This window comes from Streptomyces coeruleofuscus, from assembly GCF_039532725.1.
GTDB classification, from domain to species: Bacteria; Actinomycetota; Actinomycetes; order Streptomycetales; family Streptomycetaceae; genus Streptomyces; species Streptomyces coeruleofuscus.
In genome coordinates this window covers 64,207-82,414 of sequence record NZ_BAAASE010000006.1, presented here as the reverse complement: position 1 = coordinate 82,414, position 18,208 = coordinate 64,207, and the positions used below count along the sequence as shown (strand labels likewise).

Annotated in this window: 17 protein-coding genes and 1 tRNA gene; 5 read left to right on the top strand and 13 right to left on the bottom strand. The window is 71.1% G+C overall.

Annotated features, from left to right (window positions below; genetic code table 11):
• Window positions 1–18: 18 nt before the first annotated feature.
• The 8 genes from ABFX81_RS23830 to ABFX81_RS23795 all read right to left on the bottom strand — a co-directional run bounded on the left by ABFX81_RS23830 (window position 19) and on the right by ABFX81_RS23795 (window position 6,532).
• The gene (locus tag ABFX81_RS23830) at window positions 19–720 is read right to left on the bottom strand and encodes an LPXTG cell wall anchor domain-containing protein (RefSeq protein WP_086855295.1); all 702 of its coding nucleotides are present in this window, start codon (window positions 718–720) and stop codon (window positions 19–21) included.
• A gap of 172 nt (window positions 721–892) precedes the next feature.
• Window positions 893–1,396, bottom strand: coding sequence for a hypothetical protein (locus tag ABFX81_RS23825; RefSeq protein WP_086855296.1), 504 nt, complete (start codon window positions 1,394–1,396; stop codon window positions 893–895).
• A 42-nt stretch (window positions 1,397–1,438) separates the two neighbouring features.
• Window positions 1,439–2,041, bottom strand: coding sequence for an aminoacyl-tRNA hydrolase (pth, locus tag ABFX81_RS23820; RefSeq protein WP_086855297.1), 603 nt, complete (start codon window positions 2,039–2,041; stop codon window positions 1,439–1,441).
• Between the two features lie 67 nt (window positions 2,042–2,108).
• Window positions 2,109–2,702, bottom strand: a complete 594-nt coding sequence (locus tag ABFX81_RS23815) for a 50S ribosomal protein L25/general stress protein Ctc (protein ID WP_086855298.1) — start codon at window positions 2,700–2,702, stop codon at window positions 2,109–2,111.
• Between the two features lie 195 nt (window positions 2,703–2,897).
• Entirely contained in the window at window positions 2,898–3,878 is a 981-nt protein-coding gene (locus ABFX81_RS23810; protein WP_059415896.1) for a ribose-phosphate diphosphokinase, read from the bottom strand.
• Between the two features lie 135 nt (window positions 3,879–4,013).
• Window positions 4,014–5,459, bottom strand: a complete 1,446-nt coding sequence (glmU, locus tag ABFX81_RS23805; protein ID WP_086855299.1) for a bifunctional UDP-N-acetylglucosamine diphosphorylase/glucosamine-1-phosphate N-acetyltransferase GlmU — start codon at window positions 5,457–5,459, stop codon at window positions 4,014–4,016.
• A 123-nt stretch (window positions 5,460–5,582) separates the two neighbouring features.
• Window positions 5,583–5,653, bottom strand: a tRNA-Gln gene (locus tag ABFX81_RS23800).
• Between the two features lie 6 nt (window positions 5,654–5,659).
• Window positions 5,660–6,532: a hypothetical protein gene (locus ABFX81_RS23795; RefSeq protein WP_086853509.1), complete on the bottom strand. Its 873-nt coding sequence runs from the start codon at window positions 6,530–6,532 to the stop codon at window positions 5,660–5,662.
• Between the two features lie 168 nt (window positions 6,533–6,700).
• On the opposite strand from ABFX81_RS23795, the gene ABFX81_RS23790 reads away from it, so the two are divergent.
• Complete coding sequence (locus tag ABFX81_RS23790) at window positions 6,701–7,999, top strand: histidine kinase (RefSeq protein ID WP_086853507.1); 1,299 nt, start codon at window positions 6,701–6,703, stop codon at window positions 7,997–7,999.
• 43 nt (window positions 8,000–8,042) lie between these two features.
• Here the strand turns inward: ABFX81_RS23790 and ABFX81_RS23785 are convergent, their stop codons facing one another.
• Window positions 8,043–8,537: an SUKH-3 domain-containing protein gene (locus tag ABFX81_RS23785; protein ID WP_346138623.1), complete on the bottom strand. Its 495-nt coding sequence runs from the start codon at window positions 8,535–8,537 to the stop codon at window positions 8,043–8,045.
• Between the two features lie 78 nt (window positions 8,538–8,615).
• Complete coding sequence (locus ABFX81_RS23780; protein ID WP_346138622.1) at window positions 8,616–9,206, bottom strand: YwqJ-related putative deaminase; 591 nt, start codon at window positions 9,204–9,206, stop codon at window positions 8,616–8,618.
• 378 nt (window positions 9,207–9,584) lie between these two features.
• On the opposite strand from ABFX81_RS23780, the gene ABFX81_RS23775 reads away from it, so the two are divergent.
• The 4 genes from ABFX81_RS23775 to ABFX81_RS23760 all read left to right on the top strand — a co-directional run bounded on the left by ABFX81_RS23775 (window position 9,585) and on the right by ABFX81_RS23760 (window position 15,181).
• Window positions 9,585–10,589, top strand: coding sequence for an HNH endonuclease (locus ABFX81_RS23775; protein ID WP_086855389.1), 1,005 nt, complete (start codon window positions 9,585–9,587; stop codon window positions 10,587–10,589).
• An 8-nt stretch (window positions 10,590–10,597) separates the two neighbouring features.
• Window positions 10,598–13,537, top strand: a complete 2,940-nt coding sequence (locus tag ABFX81_RS23770; protein ID WP_346138621.1) for an SUKH-4 family immunity protein — start codon at window positions 10,598–10,600, stop codon at window positions 13,535–13,537.
• A 150-nt stretch (window positions 13,538–13,687) separates the two neighbouring features.
• Window positions 13,688–14,149, top strand: coding sequence for a carboxymuconolactone decarboxylase family protein (locus ABFX81_RS23765; RefSeq protein WP_086844341.1), 462 nt, complete (start codon window positions 13,688–13,690; stop codon window positions 14,147–14,149).
• 144 nt (window positions 14,150–14,293) lie between these two features.
• Window positions 14,294–15,181, top strand: a complete 888-nt coding sequence (locus tag ABFX81_RS23760; RefSeq protein ID WP_346138620.1) for a cellulose-binding protein — start codon at window positions 14,294–14,296, stop codon at window positions 15,179–15,181.
• 293 nt (window positions 15,182–15,474) lie between these two features.
• Here the strand turns inward: ABFX81_RS23760 and ABFX81_RS23755 are convergent, their stop codons facing one another.
• The 3 genes from ABFX81_RS23755 to ABFX81_RS23745 all read right to left on the bottom strand — a co-directional run bounded on the left by ABFX81_RS23755 (window position 15,475) and on the right by ABFX81_RS23745 (window position 18,205).
• Window positions 15,475–17,088: a sodium:solute symporter family transporter gene (locus ABFX81_RS23755; protein WP_086854883.1), complete on the bottom strand. Its 1,614-nt coding sequence runs from the start codon at window positions 17,086–17,088 to the stop codon at window positions 15,475–15,477.
• On the bottom strand, window positions 17,085–17,531 hold the full coding sequence (locus ABFX81_RS23750; protein WP_086854882.1) for a DUF485 domain-containing protein: 447 nt from the start codon (window positions 17,529–17,531) through the stop codon (window positions 17,085–17,087). The genes ABFX81_RS23755 and ABFX81_RS23750 overlap by 4 nt, the downstream gene beginning before the upstream one ends.
• 152 nt (window positions 17,532–17,683) lie before the next feature.
• Window positions 17,684–18,205, bottom strand: coding sequence for a GNAT family N-acetyltransferase (locus ABFX81_RS23745; RefSeq protein WP_086854881.1), 522 nt, complete (start codon window positions 18,203–18,205; stop codon window positions 17,684–17,686).
• Window positions 18,206–18,208: the final 3 nt, after the last annotated feature.

Below are 18,208 nucleotides of genomic sequence, written 5' to 3'. Positions count from 1 at the left end.
GGCACGGCGCGTTCCACGTCAGCCGCGGCCGAGCCCCCGGCGACGCAACACCAGGAACCCGCCGCCCGCGACCAGCACCGCCGCCACACCGGACAGCACACCCACCGGCGCTCCATTGCCCGTCTCGGCGAGATCACCCTCGCCACCGCCCTGCGGCGACGGCGACGGCGACGCCGCCACACCCCCGCCGGCCGGCTCACTGGGGGACGCCGGGGACTCCGACGAGCCCGGCCCCGCCGACGGCGTCCCGGACACCCCGGACGAAGGCGACGGCGAAGCCGACCCGGACGGCGTCGAACCACCGGGCTCCTGCTCGTCCTCGCAGTCCGTCCAGAACACCTTGTGCTTGGCGGCACCCTTCTCACCGTCGAAGGTCCAGAACAGCTTGTAGTGCCCGTCGGGCAGCGACAGATCCTCCGTACGGCCGTGGCCCTCCGCGTCCAGAGCGAGCGCGCCGGACTTCACCGTCTCCCCCTTGTTCTCGCTCGGCGGGATCGCGTCGATGCGCCAGTCGACCTCCTGGCCGCCGTCAAAACCGAAAGCGTCCAGGTAGAACGTGCACACGTGCGGCTCGTTGCGGCGCAGTTCCTCGTCCGTCGAAGCGTCGTGGATCTTGACCGTGCCGTTGTCACCAGGAGGGGTCGCATGGGCGGCCGGAGCGAGCAGGAGGACCGCGGAAGCGGCGGCGCAGACAGCACCGGCGCGCATGAGGATTCGCATCGAGGTTCGTCCATCTTCGTGAAGTGACCGGGAAGATGTGGAGGGGGCGGCTCAGCTTCCAGCCTCGCCGAGGGCCCGTCAAGCACGAACGCACAACGCACGTCCCCTCCACAGAAGGGGAGAACGCCGGAACCCCTCAGACGGTCACTCAAACAGTCACTCAAACAGTCACTCAGACAGTCACGAAAGCCGCCGTCAGCAACGCCACGCCCGACAACGCCATCACCCACGCCGCCCGCGTACGCAGCAGACCACCCGCCACCACGACCGACGCCAGCAACAGCGCACCACCCAGCGGAATCCACGCGTACAGCACCCCGGCCGGGCCCGAGCGCACCGCGTCATCACTGCCGGGCTTCACGACCACCGTGTAAGTCCGGCCCTTCTGCACCGCGACCGACTTCTCCAGAACCACCTTCGACCGGGGCTGCCAACCCTCGGACGACGGCGAGTACCGACCCGTGCACGTGTCCTGCCCGCACCGCGTCACCTCGACCGTCCCGCGCTCCCGGCCCTTCGTCAGCATCACGTGCTGCGCCGTACCCCACGACGCCCACACACCCGCGATCAGGATCAGCACCGCAACCGCACCCATCGCCGCGAACCGCCCGAACCGCAACACGGCATGGGCGCTCTCGTGAGTGACGGCAGCAGAGGCAGGCATGGCCGGGATCATTGGCCATACCCGCACGGCCGGTCAACTCCTCCGGGCGACAAGTCAGGAGTTGTACGTACTCTGCGCCCGCTCCAGCCCCTCGATCACCAGACACTCCACCGCGTCCGACGCCCGGTCCACGAAGTAGTCCAGCTCCTTGCGCTCCGCCGACGAGAAATCCCTCAGCACGAAATCCGCCACCGGCATCCGCCCCGGCGGCCGCCCGATACCGAACCGCACCCGGTGATAATCCGCCCCGAACGCCTTCGTCATCGACTTCAGCCCGTTGTGCCCGTTGTCGCCGCCACCCAGCTTCAACCGCAGCACACCGTAATCGATGTCCAACTCATCATGAATCGCCACCACATGGGCCACCGGCACCTTGTAGAACTCCCGCAGCGCGTTCACCGGCCCGCCCGACAGATTCATGTACGACATCGGCTTCGCCAGAATCACCCGCCGGCTCATCGGCCCCGGCGGCCCGATCCGGCCCTCGACGACCTGCGCCTGCGCCTTCCCGGCCCGCTTGAACCTCCCCCCGATCCGCTCCGCCAGCAGATCGGCCACCATGAAGCCCACGTTGTGCCGGTTACCCGCGTACTCCGGCCCCGGATTGCCCAACCCCACGATCAGCCAGGGCACGGCGGCATCGGTCGTCACGTCCATGTCTCCTTCATACGCGTCGGCCGCTGCCCCGCACGGGAACAGCGGCCGACCAAACGACGACGAGGGATCAGGCCTCGGCGGCCTCTCCGCCCTCTTCCTCGCCCTCGGAGGGCTCCTCGGCCTGCGCGGCCAGAACCTGAAGGACGACCGTGTCCTCCTCGACGTCCAGCGTCGTGCCCTTCGGCAGCGGGATGTCCTTGGCCAGGATGGAGTCACCGGCCGTCAGACCCTCGACCGAGACGGTCACGGACTCCGGGATGTGCGTCGCCTCGGCCACCACCGGCAGCGCGTTCAGCACGTGCTCCAGCAGGTTGCCGCCCGGGGCCAGCTCACCCTCGGTGTGCACGTAGATCTCGACGTTGACCTGCTCGCCACGCTTCACCAGCTGAAGGTCCACGTGCTCCAGGAAACCCTTCAGCGGGTCACGCTGCACGGCCTTCGGAATCGCCAGCTCGTTGGACTTGCCGTCGATGTCCAGCGCGATCAGCACGTTCGGCGTACGCAGCGCCATCAGCAGGTCGTGACCCGGCAGGGTCAGGTGCAGCGGGTCCGAACCGTGCCCGTACAGGACACCCGGAACCTTGGACTCACGACGGATACGGCGCGCGGCACCCTTGCCGAACTCGGTGCGCGTCGCGGCGGAGATCTTCACCTCGGACATACTCACTCCTCGAAGTCAGAAACGGACGTGGTCACCCGGCCACGAACGGCCTGCTACGAAGAGCGCGTCGATAACGGACCGCCGTACAAGCTTCCTCAAGAAGCGGTACGGCCTCCCTCGCCGAGCAACTTCAGCAGTCTACTCGGCAAGGGAGGCCGCACCCAAAACGATCTATCGGAAGCCCGACCAGGGCTCCTACTGGTCGTCGAACAGGCTCGTCACCGAACCGTCCTCGAACACCTCACGCACCGCATTCGCGATCGTCGGCGCGATCGACAGCACCGAGATCTTGTCCAGGTCCCCGCTCAGCTCACCCGGCGTCGGCAGCGTGTTCGTGAACACGAACTCACTCACCCGCGAGTTCTTCAGCCGGTCCGCCGCCGGACCCGACAGCACACCGTGCGTCGCCGTCACGATGACGTCCTCCGCACCATGCGCGAACAGCGCGTCCGCCGCGGCACAGATCGTCCCACCCGTGTCGATCATGTCGTCCACCAGGACACACACGCGCCCCTTCACCTCACCCACGACCTCGTGGACGGTGACCTGGTTCGCGACGTCCTTGTCCCGGCGCTTGTGCACGATCGCCAGCGGCGCACCCAAACGGTCGCACCAGCGGTCGGCGACCCGCACCCGGCCCGCGTCCGGAGACACGACCGTCAGCTTGTTCCGGTCCACCTTCCGGCCCACGTAGTCCGCCAGCAGCGGCAGCGCGAACAGATGGTCCACCGGACCGTCGAAGAAGCCCTGGATCTGGTCCGTGTGCAGATCCACGGTCAGCAGCCGGTCCGCACCCGCGGTCTTCATCATGTCCGCGATCAGACGCGCCGAAATCGGTTCACGTCCCCGGTGCTTCTTGTCCTGCCGCGCGTAACCGTAGAACGGCACGATGACGGTGATGGAGCGGGCCGACGCACGCTTCAGCGCGTCGATCATGATCAGCTGCTCCATGATCCACTTGTTGATCGGAGCCGTGTGGCTCTGGATCAGGAAGCAGTCCGCACCACGTGCCGACTCCTGATAACGCACATAGATCTCCCCGTTCGCGAAGTCGAAGGCCTTCGTCGGGACAACCCCGACACCCAACTGCTGGGCGACCTCCTCGGCAAGCTCGGGGTGGGCGCGGCCGGAGAAGAACATCAACTTCTTCTCGCCGGTCGTCTTGATCCCGGTCACAGCACTGTCTCCTCAGAGGTGTCGCAGCTGGGTGTCGAGAGACCTCTCAGCCGGCTTGCTAGAGGCCGTCTCAGCTGGTGGGGGTGCGGGTGTGCACTTATCACCGTACGCCGTGTTTCAGGCACCGGTTTCCGGTCAGCCCTCCTCGGCCGACCCCCGGGAAGCCGCCTCGGCCGCCCTCGCGGCCGCGCTCCCCGGACGCTTACGAGCCACCCAACCCTCGATATTCCGCTGCTGACCACGGGCCACAGCCAGCGAACCGGGCGGCACATCCTTGGTGATCACGGACCCGGCGGCGGTGTACGCGCCGTCCCCGACCGTGACAGGCGCCACAAACATGTTGTCCGAGCCCGTACGGCAATGAGAACCGACAGTCGTGTGGTGCTTCTCCTGACCGTCGTAGTTCACGAACACGCTCGCGGCACCGATGTTCGTGTGATCACCGATCGTCGCGTCACCGACATAGGAGAGATGAGGCACCTTCGTCCCCTCCCCGATCGAGGCGTTCTTCGTCTCCACGTACGTCCCGATCTTGCCCTTGGCACCCAGCCGGGTCCCCGGACGCAGATACGCGAACGGCCCCACGCTCGCCTCCGCACCCACCTCAGCGCTCACGGCGACGGTGTTGTCGACCCGCGCGCCCGCACCCACCCGGGTGTCGGTCAGCCGGCAGTTCGGCCCGACCTCGGCGCCCTCCCCGACGTGCGTCGCACCGTGCAGCTGCGTGCCCGGGTGCACGACGGCGTCCTGCTCGAACGTGACCGTCACATCGACCCAGGTGGTCGCCGGATCGACGACCGTGACACCGGACAGCATCGCTTCGGTGAGCAGCCGGTCGTTGAGGATGCGACGGGCCTCCGAGAGCTGCACGCGGTTGTTGATGCCGGCGATCTCCCGGTGGTCACCCGCCACCGACGCCCCGACCCGATGCCCGGCCTCACGCAGGATCCCGAGCACGTCGGTCAGGTACTCCTCACCCTGGCTGTTGTCGGTCCGCACCTTCTTCAGCGCGTCGGCCAGCAACTGCCCGTCGAACGCGAACACCCCCGAGTTGATCTCCCGGATCGACCGCTGCGCGTCGGTGGCGTCCTTGTGCTCCACGATCGCCGTCACGGCACCCGAGTCGTCCCGCACGATCCGGCCGTAGCCCGTCGCGTCCGGCACCTCGGCGGTCAGCACGGTGACCGCGTTGCCGTCTTCCGTGTGGGTCGCGGAGAGCGCCCGCAGCGTCTCGCCGGTGAGCAGGGGAGTGTCCCCGCACACGACGACGACCGTCCCGTCGACGGACCCGCCGAGCGCTTCCAGCCCCATCCGCACGGCGTGCCCCGTGCCGTTCTGCTCCGCCTGTACCGCCGTGCGGACGTCCGGGGCGATCTCGCCGAGATGGGCGGTGACCTTCTCGCGGGCGTGGCCGACCACGACGACCAGGTTCTCGGGGTGCAGCTCGCCCGCGGCGGCGAGCACATGTCCCACGAGACTGCGGCCGCAGAGCTCGTGCAGGACCTTGGGTGTGGCCGACTTCATACGGGTGCCCTCACCCGCTGCGAGAACGACGACGGCTGCCGGGCGGTTGGCGCTCACGGGATGCCCTTCGGCTGTGGATGGGGTGGGGTGACATCCGCAGGATACCGGGGGGTTTTTCGGGGAGTGGGGGTGTGGGGCCTGGCCGCGGTTTCATCAGCCAGGACCCGAACCGAGAGTGTGCTCCCGGGGGAGGACTCGAACCCCCATGATCAGAACCAAAATCTGACGTCTTGCCCTTAGACGACCCGGGATTACCGCTATGTCCGATTTCGTAGATCGGATGCGGTGGCAGCCCCTACTATGCCGCACCACCAGCCCTCGATGCGACGGTACAGGTCGGCTCCGTCTCTCACGTCGACACGGAGACAGCCGTTGTAGGTGTCGGTGGTGTTCTTGCGGTTGGTATTCGGGTTGTGTCGCTTGAGGGTTGTCTTGAGGAGGTCGGTTGGCGCGACGCCGACGTGGGCGGCCCAAAATGCCTCCGCAGCCGCCACGTTCGCGGTCTCGTGAATCTGTACTGCGAACCTGAGGGTGCAGGGTTCCACGCCGAGCAGGTTCAGCCAGGCCAGGAATACGCTGATCATGTCGGGGTCGCTGTTCACGAAGGTGATGCGCTCCCGGCGGCTGTAAGGCTTGCTCTTGGCCCCCTCGGCCCAATAAAGGCCCACGCCGATCAGGAAAAGCTCGCGGTCCGTCAGGCTGCTCACTTCCTGCATGGCCTGCTGCTTGGTCCGCTGCCGCTCCTCCTCGCGCAGGCGGAGCGTGGCTTCCCAGCCCCTTTTCGCGATGGCAGAGGCTTCCTCGCGGGTCCGCTTGCGCTCCGGCTTCGGCAGATCCCGTACCCACAGCGAGATCGAACTCTTGGAGCAGCCCAGCTCCACCTGGATCTGGTCGTACGTCCAGCCCTGGAGCCGGAGCTCCCGGGCCTTCTCGCGGAGGTCGTCCTTCGCGTTCGGGCGCTTCGTCCAGGCCGGCGGGGGCTCGCCCTCCAGCAGGCGGTTGAGGATGTCGTTGTTGTCGACGTGCAGTCGGTCGCGGATCTGGCGCCGGCTCAGCCCTGCGCGCCGCAGCGCCACCGCCCTCTCCCGCAGGCCCTCGAAGTCGGCGTATTTGCCGGGTGCATGTGTCATAGGCATACCGTCCGGGCGGAATGGAGGCCTCCGGGGTCGAACGGTGAGCGATTCAGCAGTTCGAGGGATATCGGGCCGTATCGCAGCCGAACGGTCACGGAGTGTGGTGGGGGCAAGTCCGGGAAATGCACCGGAAAACCGGCTGCGGGCGCCCGTAGGCTGGAGGGCATGACCGAGACGGGGGAAGACCACGTGACGGCCCGGGGAGGGCCGTGGTGGTGGGCCAGACGGCGTAGTGCCGTGTTCGATGTGAGTCTGGCCGTGGTGTCCGCGCTGGAGTGCGGGGCGGAGGGCTATCCGTTCGCCAGGGACGCGGGGATTCCCGTGGCCGCGGGGGTCGTTTTCGGGGTGTTGGCCGGGTCCGTCCTGCTCGTCCGGCGGCGCTGGCCGATCGCCGTCGTGCTGGTGTCGATCGCCATCACCCCCGCCCAGATGGGTTTCCTGATGGGTGTCGTCGGCCTCTACACCCTGGCCGCGTGCGAGCTGCCCCGGCGGATCATCGGCTCGCTGGCGGGGATGTCGCTGGTGGCGACGCTCATCGTGACGTTCGTGAAGACGCGGCAGGACATGGTGCGGGGCGATCTGGACCTGGGGGACTGGTTCGTGCCCTTCGCGGCGATCACGATGTCGCTCGGTTTCACGGCGCCCCCGGTGCTGCTCGGTCTGTACGTGGGGGCCCGGCGGCGGCTGATGGAGAGCCTGCGGGAGCGTGCGGACAGTCTGGAGCGGGAGCTTCAGCTGCTCGCGGAGCGGGCGGAGGAGCGGGCCGAGTGGGCCCGGAACGAGGAGCGGACGCGGATCGCCCGGGAGATGCACGACGTCGTCGCGCATCGGGTGAGTCTGATGGTCGTGCATGCCGCCGCGCTTCAGGCGGTGGCGCGGAAGGATCCCGAGAAGGCCGTCAGGAACGCCGCGCTCGTGGGGGACATGGGGCGGCAGGCGCTGACCGAGTTGCGGGAGATGCTCGGGGTGCTGCGCAGTGGCGGGGGCGAGCGGCGTGAGCGTGCCGCGTCGATGCCGTTGGCGGCGGTGGGGGTGGCTGCCGCGGCTGCGGCTTCGCGGGCCGCTGATGACGAGGGGCCGTGTCTGGCGGAGATCGAGGATCTGGTGGGGCAGTCGGCCGCCGCGGGGATGGTGGTCGATCTGACGGTGGAGGGGGATGCCCGGTCGTATGCGCCGGAGGTGGAGCAGACGGCGTATCGGGTGGTGCAGGAGGCGTTGACGAACGTCCACAAGCACGCGGCCGGGGCGAAGACGTATGTGCGGCTGGCGCATCGGGTGTCGGAGATCGCGATGCAGGTGGAGAACGAGCCGCCCGAGGCGGCGGCGTCGTCGGCGCGGTTGCCGTCCGGGGGGAACGGGCTGGTGGGGATGAAGGAGCGGGTTGCCGCGCTGGGCGGGGTGTTCGTGTCCGGGCCGACGGATGCGGGGGGTTTTCGGGTGTCGGCGGTGATTCCGGCGTCGTAGCCCCCGGGGGCAGGGGGCTGGTGGCTGTCTCCCGTTTCTTTGGTCAGCCCGCTGTCAGGCGTGTGGGTGCCGTGCCGGCGATGAGGGTGGACAGGGCTTGGTCGATGTCGGCGCCGAGGTACCAGTCGCCGGTGTGGTCGAGGGTGTAGACGCGGCCTTCGGTGTCGATGGCGAGGAGGGCCTGGCTGTCGGTTTCGGCGCCGAGGGGGCAGACCTCGGTGCCGAGGGCGCGGCCGAGGTCGCCGAGGGTGCGGGCCATGTGGAGGCCGTGCAGCGGGTCGAGGTGGAGGGTGGCGGGGGCGACCTGGCGGCCGGGGCCGGTGGGGGTGATGTGGAGTCCGCCGAACTCGGCCCAGGCTTCGACGGCCGCGGGGAAGACGGTGTGGCGGTGGCCGGCGGGTGAGGCGTGGTCGCGCAGGGCGTCCGCCCAGATCTCGGCCTGCTTGATGTCCCAGCGTCCGGGTTGCCAGCCGGCGGTGCGCAGGGCGGCGTCGACTTGTACGGCGAAGCGGGTGGTGGAGGTGCGGTCGGTCTGCATCTGCCCTTCGTCTCGTCGAGGTCATGGGGCGGCGTGTGGTGCGCGCCGGGGGTGTTGTTCCGGTGTGCGTGGGGGGCGTCAGCCGGTCGTGGCCGCCGGGTCGACTATGCGGACGCCGAAGTGGGCGCTGAGCGCGGTGCAGGCGCGGCAGGGGGTGGCGAAGCTGCCGTGGAGGGGGTCGCCGTCCTCGCGGATGCGGCGGGCGGTGAGTTTGGCCTGCTTGAGGGCTTTGCGGGCCTCGCCGTTGGTCATGGGTTTGCGCGCGGCGCGTTTGCTGCGGGCGGCGTCGGCGGCGGTGATGTGCCGGGAGATGAGGATGGTCTCGGCGCAGCGGCCGGTGAAGCGGTCGCGTTGGGCGCTGGTGAGGGTGTCCAGGAAGTCCTGGACGAGGGGGTGCAGGGCGGGGGGTGTGTCGCCGCGGGCGGCGGTGCCGGTGAGGGTGGCGCCGCGGACGGAGAGGGCGGCGGCGACGGTGGGGAGGATGCCGTCGCGGCGGTGGTGGAGGACGGGGGCGTGGGGCGCTTCGGTGGCGCTCCAGCCGATGCGGGGGTCGCCGCTTCGGGGGTCGCCGGTGCGTGGGGCGCCGCCTCGTGGGGCACCGCCCCGGGGGTCGCCGTTTCGTGGGTCGGCGGACCTGCCGGTGTGTGGTCCCGTCTGTGTCGCGTTCATGATCGTATTCCCCTCCGTGCATCCCCCGGGGGTCACAGACTGCCAAATGCCGTGGCTGCTGCGGAAGCTGGGGAGCGGTGACACGCCCGTTCCGGGGCGTGCCGTCACGGTGGGGTGACGGCTGGTCACGGAAGCGGAAGGGGCGGCTGACCGGTGCCGGTGACCGGTGTCGTCGTACCGCATAGGCTGTCGGCACCGCGGGCCGTGCGGTGATCCGTTCGGAGATCGATGCAGTGAACCGGAGGGTGATCCGTGGGGTCGGCGGGTGCAGGGAAGTGCAGTGAAGTCGAGACAGACAGACGTGACAGTCGATACGGGCCGTAGTGCGCCAAGGGTGGTCAATACGGGTCGTACAGAGTGCCGCAGGGGGCAACCGCCATGACGACAGGTCGGCTCGGGCAGCAAGCCGCGCCGCCGAACGCGGCCTACGCCGGGCAGGTCGTGCATTTCCCGGATCCGGTCCGGGCGGCCCGTCACCCGAGAGGGGTACGGGTCGACGAGCGTGGTTACCCCGACTTCTCGCCCTACGCGCGTGCGGCCGCGGAGATCGCGGAGCCGCCGGAGGGTTTCGGTGTCGACGAGTTGCGGCTGACGGACTACGTGTCGGCGAACATGGCGCTGTCGGCGTCGGGGCACGAGTTGTGGGACACGGTGCCGGCGGTGGCGACGCCGCACGGCTGGACGTGGCACCACGCGGTGGGCTCGCGGCGGCTGGAGCTGGTTCCGGTCGAGGTGAAGGCGTTGCTGCGGCACCACGGCGGTGTGGCGACGTCGGGCGTCGACCATGCCAAGCGGGGCACGCGGCCGTTGCAGGAGACGCGTCCGGCGCACTTCGGGCTGCCGAAGTCGGGTGTGGCGGTGACGGAGTCGCAGGTGCAGGGGGTCGAGGAGGATCTCGGCTACCGGCTGCCGGGGCCGTACCGGTCGTTCCTTAAGGCGGCGGGGGGTTGTGCGCCGGTGGGTGCCGCGCTGGACGCGGAGCTGGGGCTGCTGATCGACCAGCCGTTCTTCACCGTGCGGGACGAGGCGGCCGTCAATGACCTGGTGTACGTCAACAAGTGTCTGCGTGACCATCTGACCAAGGACTACCTGGGGGTCGCCTTCGTGCAGGGCGGGCTGCTGGCGGTGAAGGTCAAGGGCGACCGGATCGGTTCTGTGTGGTTCTGCGCGTACGACGACGCGCGGGACGTGGATCCCTCGGTGCCGCCGGCGGAGCGGGTGGAGCGGTTGCTGCTGCCGTGCGGGGACGACTTCGATGAGTTCCTGTCGCGGCTGGCCGGTGATCCGCCGGAGTTGGAGACGGTGGCGAACTTGATGGTGGACGGCGGGTTCGCGCGTGTGGTGCCGGTGGGCGCGGTGTCGTCCTCGGCCGTGGGGGAGTGACTTCAGCGATGGTGACCTTCGCGCAGGCGCAGGAGCGCGCCGAAGAGTGGATCAACGGGGACGTGCCGTCGTACCAGCATCGTGAGGTGCGGGTGCGGGAGTTCGACCTGGGGTTCGTGGTGTGGGCCGAGGACCGGGCGGACGGGCCGCGTTCCGACGGTGGCGCGCAGCGGCTGGTGATCGCGCGGGACAGCGGTGAGGCGACGCTGTGGCCCGGGCTGCCGGTGGGTGAGGTGATCCGCCGGTACGAGGAGGAGTACGGCCGTCCGGACACGGCTCAGGAGCCGGCGCCGGCTCCTGCGGCCCGGGTGGATCTGAACCAGACGTCCTTCCTGCTGACTCCGCCGGAGTGGTTGCAGGACGCGGCCGACAAGCTGGGGATTCCCGATCGGCGGGGTGCGGGTTCGGGGGCGGGTGCCGCGTCGGCTTCCGCTGCTGATCCGGCTGGTGCTTCGGGCTCTGCTGCCGGCGCCGCGGGGGGTGATTCCGCTTCCGGTGCGTCCTGGCCTGCCGCGGTGGGGAGTGACGGCGGGGGAGAGGAGGCGCCGGGTGCGCCTGCCGGGGCGACGCCCTGGGCGGGTACGGACACCAACGGCGATGCCGGTGACGACCGTTCCGTACCGCTGCCCGCGACGGTCTTCGCGCCGCCGCTGAGCGAGACCGACGGTGACACGCCGCCGCCCACGACGACGCCGGAGGCCCAGACGGCGCTGCTGTCGGGCGGCAGCCAGCTTCCGCCGACGGCGGTCTCACCGGCGATCGACGATCCGAACGCGCAGGGCGGTGCGGGCGCGGCTGCGGCTGCGCCTGGTGGGCCGGGTTACGGCTATCCGCCGGGGGCGGCGGGTGCCGCTCCGGCTCCTGGTGTGCCGGGTACGCCGCCCGGTGGTGTGCCGCAGGGCAGTACGCCTCCGCCTGTGCCGGGTACGCCGTCCGGTGGTGTGCCGCGGGGCAGTACGCCTCCGCCTGTGCCGGGCGGGCAGCCGTACGGGTATCCGCCGCAGGGTGCCGACGGTGGGGCTGTGGGGTCTGCGGGGGGTGTGGCGGCTTCCGGGCCTGCCGCTCCCGCCGGTGTTCCGCAGCCGCCGAACGGGCCGGGTGCGCCTGAGCGGCCGCTCGCGCCGAACGCCGGGGACATCGCCGACGCCGCGACCAGCAAGGCGGCTCCGCCGCCGGGTCGTGGACGGGGCGCGGGGCCGACGACGCCGCCTCCGCCGGGCGCCCCGGGGACGCCGGGTGTCCGGCCGGGCAGTACGCCGCCTCCGCCGTCGGGGCCCGGTGCGCCGGGTACTCCCGCGGGGGGTTACGTGCCTACGCAGCTGGTGTCGGCGCTCGGCCCTGAGGGGTCCGGGGGTCCTGGCGGTCCTGGTGGCCCGGGTAACGAGGGTCCTGGTGCTCCGCTGCCTCCCCAGCAGCCGCCGGGTCCTCCTGGTGCGCCGCAGCCTCCGGGTCCTCCGAACCCGCCCGGTGCCCCCGGTGGTACGCCGCCCGGGGGTGTTCACCACGCCGCCACGATGCTGGCCGACCCCGGTCGGCCGGGTCCGGGCGCACCGCAGCCTCCGGGGCCTCCGGGCGCGCCTGGTGCGCCCGGTGCGCCTGGTGCGCCTGGTGCTCCGCAGCCTCCGGGTGCTCCGAACCCGCCTGGTGCGCCGGGCGCCCCGGGTGTTCCCGGCGGCCCGGGTCCCGTGCATCACGCGGAGACCATGCTGGCCACGCCTCCGTCGGGCGGCCCCGGAGTGCCTCCGCCGCCGCAGGCCCCCGGCGCACCACCCGCTGCCCCGGGTGTCCCGGGCGCCCAGGGCGCTCCTGGCGTGCACGGAGCGCCGCCGATGCCGCCCGGGGCGATGCCGCCTGGTGGGATGCCGCCCGGCGCCATGCCGCCCGGCGCCATGCCGCCAGGTGCGATGCCGCCGCCCGGTCAGCCCGGTCCCGGGCAGCCTCCGGCGTACGGCTATCCGCAGCAGCCCGCCGGGCAGCCGACGGTCGGCCCCGGCTACCAGGCCGTGCTGCGCTACCGCGCGCAGGACGGTTCCGAGCAGCAGCTGATCCGGCGTTCGGCGCCGGGTACGCCGCATCCGGAGTGGCAGATCTTCCACGAGCTGCGGGCCATGAACGTGCCCCCGGACCAGGTGCTGGAGCTGCACACCGAGCTGGAGTCGTGTGAGCTGCCGGGTGCCTACTGCGCGCGGATGATCCGGGAGCAGTGGCCGCAGGCGCGGATCACGAGCATCGCGCCGTACGGTACGGACCACGCGAGCCGGCAGCAGGGTATGCGGCAACTGCTGGTCCACCAGGGCGAGTTGCACCAGGTGGCGGACGGCCCGGCGCGTCCGGCTCCGGTGCGGGCGCCGTTGCCGCCGGTGCAGGCGGTGCCGCCGGTCCCGCCGGAGGCCATCGCGCAGGAGCTGGCCGCCGCGTTCGGGCCGGGGGTGTTCCGGTTCGAGCAGGCCGCCGTGTCCCGGCAGGGTGTGCCGCCGGTCGTGGCGCACACGCTGGTGGCGGCGGGTCTGCCGATGGACATGGGTCCCTTCTTCTGGGCGCAGGCGCAGCCGGGCCGGCCCGTGCCGACGCTGGCGGAGCTGGCGGCCGAGCGCGGTGTGCAGCCGGCCTCGGACGCGGGTTCCTACCTGGTCATGGGCAGCGACTTCGGCAAGGCGCTCTGCGTGCAGTACGGCACGGCGAACATCGTCGCCGTGCCGGTGGAGGCGGGGCCGGGCGGGGCGCCCGTACCGCCGCAGTTCGTGAACACCGGGCTGCCGGAGTTCGCGCGCTGCCTGGCGCTGCTCGGGCGGATGTGGCGGCTGCGGTTCGGGCTGAACCAGGAGCAGGCGGGGCGCTGGACCGTCGATTTCCAGGCGCAGTTGGCCGCGCTCGACCCGGCGGCGCTGGGGTCGCCGGAGAGCTGGTGGTCGGTGCTGCTGGAGCAGATGTGGGACGGACTGCTGTGACGCGCCGCCGCTGAGGTGTCCTGAGGAGCCGGGTCCGGTCGGTCGTGAGGCCGCCGGGCCCGGCTTTCTCATGCCGGGCTGTCACACATTCCCGCGCCGCTCCGTCAGTGAGGTGACAGCGCATCACCGCAGACGCAGGAGGCAGAGATCATGCAGGCACGGATGACCAACCCGGCGTACGTCCTTCCCGGCGCGATGAAGGGCATCGGCACCCTCTTCCAGGCGATCGGGGAGGGCGGGCTCCGGCAGGACGTGGCGGAGATCGTCGGGCTGCGGGCCAGTCAGATCAACGGCTGCGGGGCCTGTGTGCACGGGCACACCGACAACCTCCGCAAGGCCGGGGTGAGCGAAGAGCGCATCGCGAACGTCGCCGCTTGGCGGCACGCGCCCTTCTTCTCGGACGCCGAGCGCGCCGCGCTGAAGCTGACGGAGGCGATGACGCGGCTCTCGGACCTGTCGGAGGAGTCGGTTCCGGACGTGCTGTGGGACGAGGTGGCCGACCACTTCGACGAGAAGGAGATCTCGGCGCTGATCCTCACCGTCGCGGTCACGAACCTGTTCAACCGCATCAACACGACCATCAAGGAGCCCGCGGGCACCACGTGGGGCTGACGGCCGTACGGCCGGGCCGGGGGCCCGTGACCTCTGTGCGGAGTGTCGCGTTAGGAACGTTTCCGTCCGATCCACAAAGATGTGCGCGGAATCATCCCATTTCGTGCTCGATCGCGCGTCGGCGTGGTGGAGAGGGGCCCCAGCATGAGCAGCGCATCGGTGTCCCCGCACGGCTTCCAGGCCGTGCGGGGACGCGGTTACCGTCCCGAGCAGGTCGACAAGTACGCCGAGGCCCTGTCCGAGGACCGTGACGCGGCCTGGGAGAGGGCCGCCCGGCTGACGGTGCTCGCCCGGCAGATGGACGCGGAACTGGAGCGGCTGCGGGAGGCCGTCGCGGGACTGGTCCCGCAGACCTACGAGTCGCTCGGGGAGCGGCCGCGGCGGCTCCTCGAACTCGCCCAGGAGGAGGCGGCGGCCGTGCGGGAGGGGGCGCGGCGGGAGGCGCGGCAGTTGGTGGACGGGGCGTGCGCGTCCGCGGCCGGCGTGCGCGAGTCCGCGGAGGCGTACGCCGATGACGTACGCGCCGACGACGATGAACGCGTCCGGCAGCGGCTGCTCGCGGCGCACGCCGAGGCCGACGAGATCCGGGCCGCGGCCGACCGTGAGGCGAATGAGCAGCGGGGCGAGGCGCTGGCCGCGTTGCGGGAGATGCGGCAGCGCACCTCCGGAATGCCGTCCGAGCAGGCCAAGGAGCACGCCGAGCGGTGGGCTGAGTCGGACGAAGGGTATGCCGCCCGGGCGGCCGCGCTGGACGCCCGCCACGCGGAAGAGGTGACGCGCGCCGAGGGCGCGCTGACCGAGGCCGAGCAGGCCTTCGCCGACGCCGACGACTCCGCCCGGCACCGGCAGGAAGAGGCTGCCGCACGCGCCGAGGAGCTGCTCGCCCAGGCCCACGCCCACGCGGAGTCCGTCGAACAGGAGACGGAACGGGTGCTGCGTGAGCACGCCGAGCGCGCGGACGACGTACGGGCACACATCGACCGCGTACACGCCAGCCTGACGGCGTGGGCGGGGCGGGTGGCGGCGGAGTGAGGGGACTCAAGGGCCAGGGCGGGATGGGTTGAGGGCCAGGGCGGGACGGGTGGCGGCGGTGTGGCAACGGCTGCGGGGCACCGCGGCCGGCCACCGGCCGACCGCCGCTCGCTGCTCGCCGCCCGTCAGCCGCCGCCTCTGCGCGCACCTGACGGGGCGTCGCACCCGCTGCGAGGGGCCTGCGCCCGCAATCCGCAGGCGGCAGCCGCAACAGGCCTCGCTGTCGGGTGACCTCACGCCCAGCCGCCGCCCGCGGCACGCAACCCAGGCCGCCGGGACGCCGGCCCTCCGCCTCAGCGGTCCCTGCGCACCGCGCCCGCCAGGATCCAGGCCTCCACCGCCTCGTACTCGTGGCGCTGTTCCTCCGACTTGCGGCGGCCGGAGGCCATCGTGCCCAGCCAGCCGCAGGCGAAGCCCAGGGGGATGGAGAGCAGGCCCGTGGTGGTGAACGGGAACCAGTTGAAGTCGGCGTCGGGGAAGGCGGAGACGGGTGAGCCGGAGACCAGGTTGGTGCCCGGCATCAGCAGCAGGACGGCCAGCGAGCCGCCGATGAGGGTGCTGAGCAGGCCCGTGCGGGTGTAGCGGCGCCAGAAGAGGCTGTAGACCAGCGCGGGCGCGATGGCCGAGGCGCCCAGGCAGAAGGACAGCGTCACCAGGGGTTGCAGGCTGCGATGCTGGACGAGCGTGGCCAGGAGGATCGCCGGGACGCCCACGGCCAGCGCCGAGACCCGGGCCACCGTCATCTCGCGGCGCGGTGACATCTCCCGCACCCGGGCCGCGAACACGTCGTGCGCGAGGGAGTTGGCGCAGGCGAGGATCATCCCGGCGACCGAGGCGAGCAGCGTGAGGAAGACCGCCGTGGTGACGGTCGTGAACAGGAACGTCTCCGCCGCCGAGACGTCCGGGCCGAAGGCCGCCTGGGAGCCCAGCAGGTAGGCCGTGTTGCCCTGCGGGTCCACCTGTGCGATCACCGCCCGCCCGACCAGGGCCGTCGCGCCGAACCCGACGACCGTGATGACGAGCACGAACAGCGCCACGCCCGACACCGCCCAGGACATGGAACGCCGCACCTGCCGGGCACTGGAGGCGGTGTACATGCGCATGGTGACGTGCGGCAGTACGCCACCGCCGAGGACCACCGTCAGCTGCGCGGTGATCATGTCCAGGTCGGGGCTGGGGCCGCTCGCGAACTGGAGCCCCGAGGAGAGGAACGCCGATCCCACACCGCTGTTCGCGGCGGCCGCGTTGAACAGGGCTCCCGGGTCCCAGTCGAACCGGTGCAGGATCAGCACCGCGACCACCATGCCGGAGCCGAGCAGCATCACGATCTTCAGGATCTGGATGAGGGCGGTGCCCTTCATTCCGCCGATCGCCGCGTAACTGATCATCAGCGCGCCCACGCCGATGATGCAGCCCGTCTGCAACGACTCGCCGGAGAAGCCGAGGACGAACGCCATCAGCTGCCCGGTGCCCGCCAGCTGCACCACCATCAGCGGCACCAGCGCCGCCAGGGTCACCGCACAGGCCGCGATCCGGACACCGCGTCCCGGCATGCGGCGGGTCAGCGCGTCGCCCATGGTGAACCGGCCCGCGTTGCGCAGCGGTTCGGCCAGCAGGAACATCAGCAGCATCAGCGACAGCGCCGTACTGAGGGCCAGTACGGTCCCGTCGTAGCCGAACAGGGCGATCACGCCGCCGGTGCCGAGGACGGTCGCGGCGGAGATGTAGTCGCCGGCGATCGCCAGGCCGTTGCGCATGGGGGACAGCGAGCTGTAGCCGGTGTAGAACTCGTCGAGGTCGTCCCGGTCGGGGCCCGTCATCACGCACAGCAGCAGGGTGATCGTGGCCACAGCCGTGAAGCCCACGAGCGACATCGACTGGGCGTTGCCGCTGAACTCGGTCGTCACCGCGTCTCCTCCCGCCTGGCGTCCAGTTCGGCCTGCTTGCGTATCCGGTCCGCGAGGGGGTCGACGCGGCGGCGGGCCGTCTGCTCGTACAGGGCGATCGCCAGCCAGGTCACGGGGACCTGGACGAGCGCCAGCAGCAGGCCGGTGGGCAGGCCGTCGGTGACGGTGCTCGTCATGAACGACGGTGCGAACGCCGACAGGATCAGGAACAGGACGAAGTAGCCGAGCGCCGTGAGCGTGGCCACGCGCCGCTGCCAGCGGTAGGCGCTGCGCAGCACCCGCAGGTCGCTGTGGTGCCCGAGGGCGGCGTGGTGCTGGGGGCGCCGCCCGGCCGGTTCGGGTGGCCCGGGGGGCTGCTGCGGCTGCCAGGGATAGGTGTCGTAGGAGGGTGAGGAATCCGGCGGCCGGTACGGGTAGGACGGTGGCGGCGGGTCGTAGGACATCCCGGTGCTCCTTGCGCGGGTCGGATCCGGTGCGGCGGACCGCAGGGAGGTGGGGGGTGGGAGCCACGCACGTTACTTCGCGGTACCGGGTGGACGCGAGCCTTTGGGCAGACTGATTGGTCGGTACGCGCTTGCTGAGCTGACCTCGGGTGTTACCCGCTTGAGCCTGTTTCCGGGACGTCCAGTCGTCCGAGGCGGCGTGCGTAGCGGACTCCGGGGCGGCCGGCCACGGTGGTGTCCTCGACGCGTGCGAAGCCGCTGCGGGCCAGGACGGTCATGGAGGCCGGGTTGTCCAGGGTCGTGACCGCGGTGAGGGACATCAGCCCGTAGTCGGTGGCGGCCAGGCGGCACACCTGAGCCACGGCCGCCGTCGCCACGCCCCGGCCCGCGGCCCGTTCGCCCACCCGGTAGCCGAGTTCGGCGCGGCCGTCCGTCACGTCGATCAGGTTCACCCGGCCGATCAGGTTCCCCTCCTCGTCCAGGACGACATGGAAGCGGCACACGCGCGCGTGCTGCTCCGCGAGGAGCGCCCGGTGGCGTTCGGCGAACCCCGCCGCCGTGAAGTAGGCGTCCCCGCGGTCCGGTATGGACCGGGCGAAGTACGCGCGGTTCTCCCGCTCGAAGGCCAGTAGCGCGTCCGCGTGGTCGGCCCGGAGCGGTTCCAAGGTCAGCATGGG

Excerpts from the sequence above, each read along its gene's own strand:
- ABFX81_RS23750 (WP_086854882.1), bottom strand. The coding sequence starts at position 17,531 with ATGTCCTACGACCCGCCGCCACCGTCCTACCCGTACCGGCCGCCGGAT.
- ABFX81_RS23775 (WP_086855389.1), top strand. The coding sequence starts at position 9,585 with ATGACGACAGGTCGGCTCGGGCAGCAAGCCGCGCCGCCGAACGCGGCC.
- ABFX81_RS23830 (WP_086855295.1), bottom strand. The coding sequence starts at position 720 with ATGCGAATCCTCATGCGCGCCGGTGCTGTCTGCGCCGCCGCTTCCGCG.
- pth (WP_086855297.1), bottom strand. The coding sequence starts at position 2,041 with ATGGACGTGACGACCGATGCCGCCGTGCCCTGGCTGATCGTGGGGTTG.
- ABFX81_RS23825 (WP_086855296.1), bottom strand. The coding sequence starts at position 1,396 with ATGATCCCGGCCATGCCTGCCTCTGCTGCCGTCACTCACGAGAGCGCC.
- ABFX81_RS23765 (WP_086844341.1), top strand. The coding sequence starts at position 13,688 with ATGCAGGCACGGATGACCAACCCGGCGTACGTCCTTCCCGGCGCGATG.
- ABFX81_RS23785 (WP_346138623.1), bottom strand. The coding sequence starts at position 8,537 with ATGCAGACCGACCGCACCTCCACCACCCGCTTCGCCGTACAAGTCGAC.
- ABFX81_RS23745 (WP_086854881.1), bottom strand. The coding sequence starts at position 18,205 with ATGCTGACCTTGGAACCGCTCCGGGCCGACCACGCGGACGCGCTACTG.
- ABFX81_RS23815 (WP_086855298.1), bottom strand. The coding sequence starts at position 2,702 with ATGTCCGAGGTGAAGATCTCCGCCGCGACGCGCACCGAGTTCGGCAAG.
- ABFX81_RS23760 (WP_346138620.1), top strand. The coding sequence starts at position 14,294 with ATGAGCAGCGCATCGGTGTCCCCGCACGGCTTCCAGGCCGTGCGGGGA.
- ABFX81_RS23795 (WP_086853509.1), bottom strand. The coding sequence starts at position 6,532 with ATGACACATGCACCCGGCAAATACGCCGACTTCGAGGGCCTGCGGGAG.
- ABFX81_RS23790 (WP_086853507.1), top strand. The coding sequence starts at position 6,701 with ATGACCGAGACGGGGGAAGACCACGTGACGGCCCGGGGAGGGCCGTGG.
- ABFX81_RS23770 (WP_346138621.1), top strand. The coding sequence starts at position 10,598 with ATGGTGACCTTCGCGCAGGCGCAGGAGCGCGCCGAAGAGTGGATCAAC.
- ABFX81_RS23780 (WP_346138622.1), bottom strand. The coding sequence starts at position 9,206 with ATGAACGCGACACAGACGGGACCACACACCGGCAGGTCCGCCGACCCA.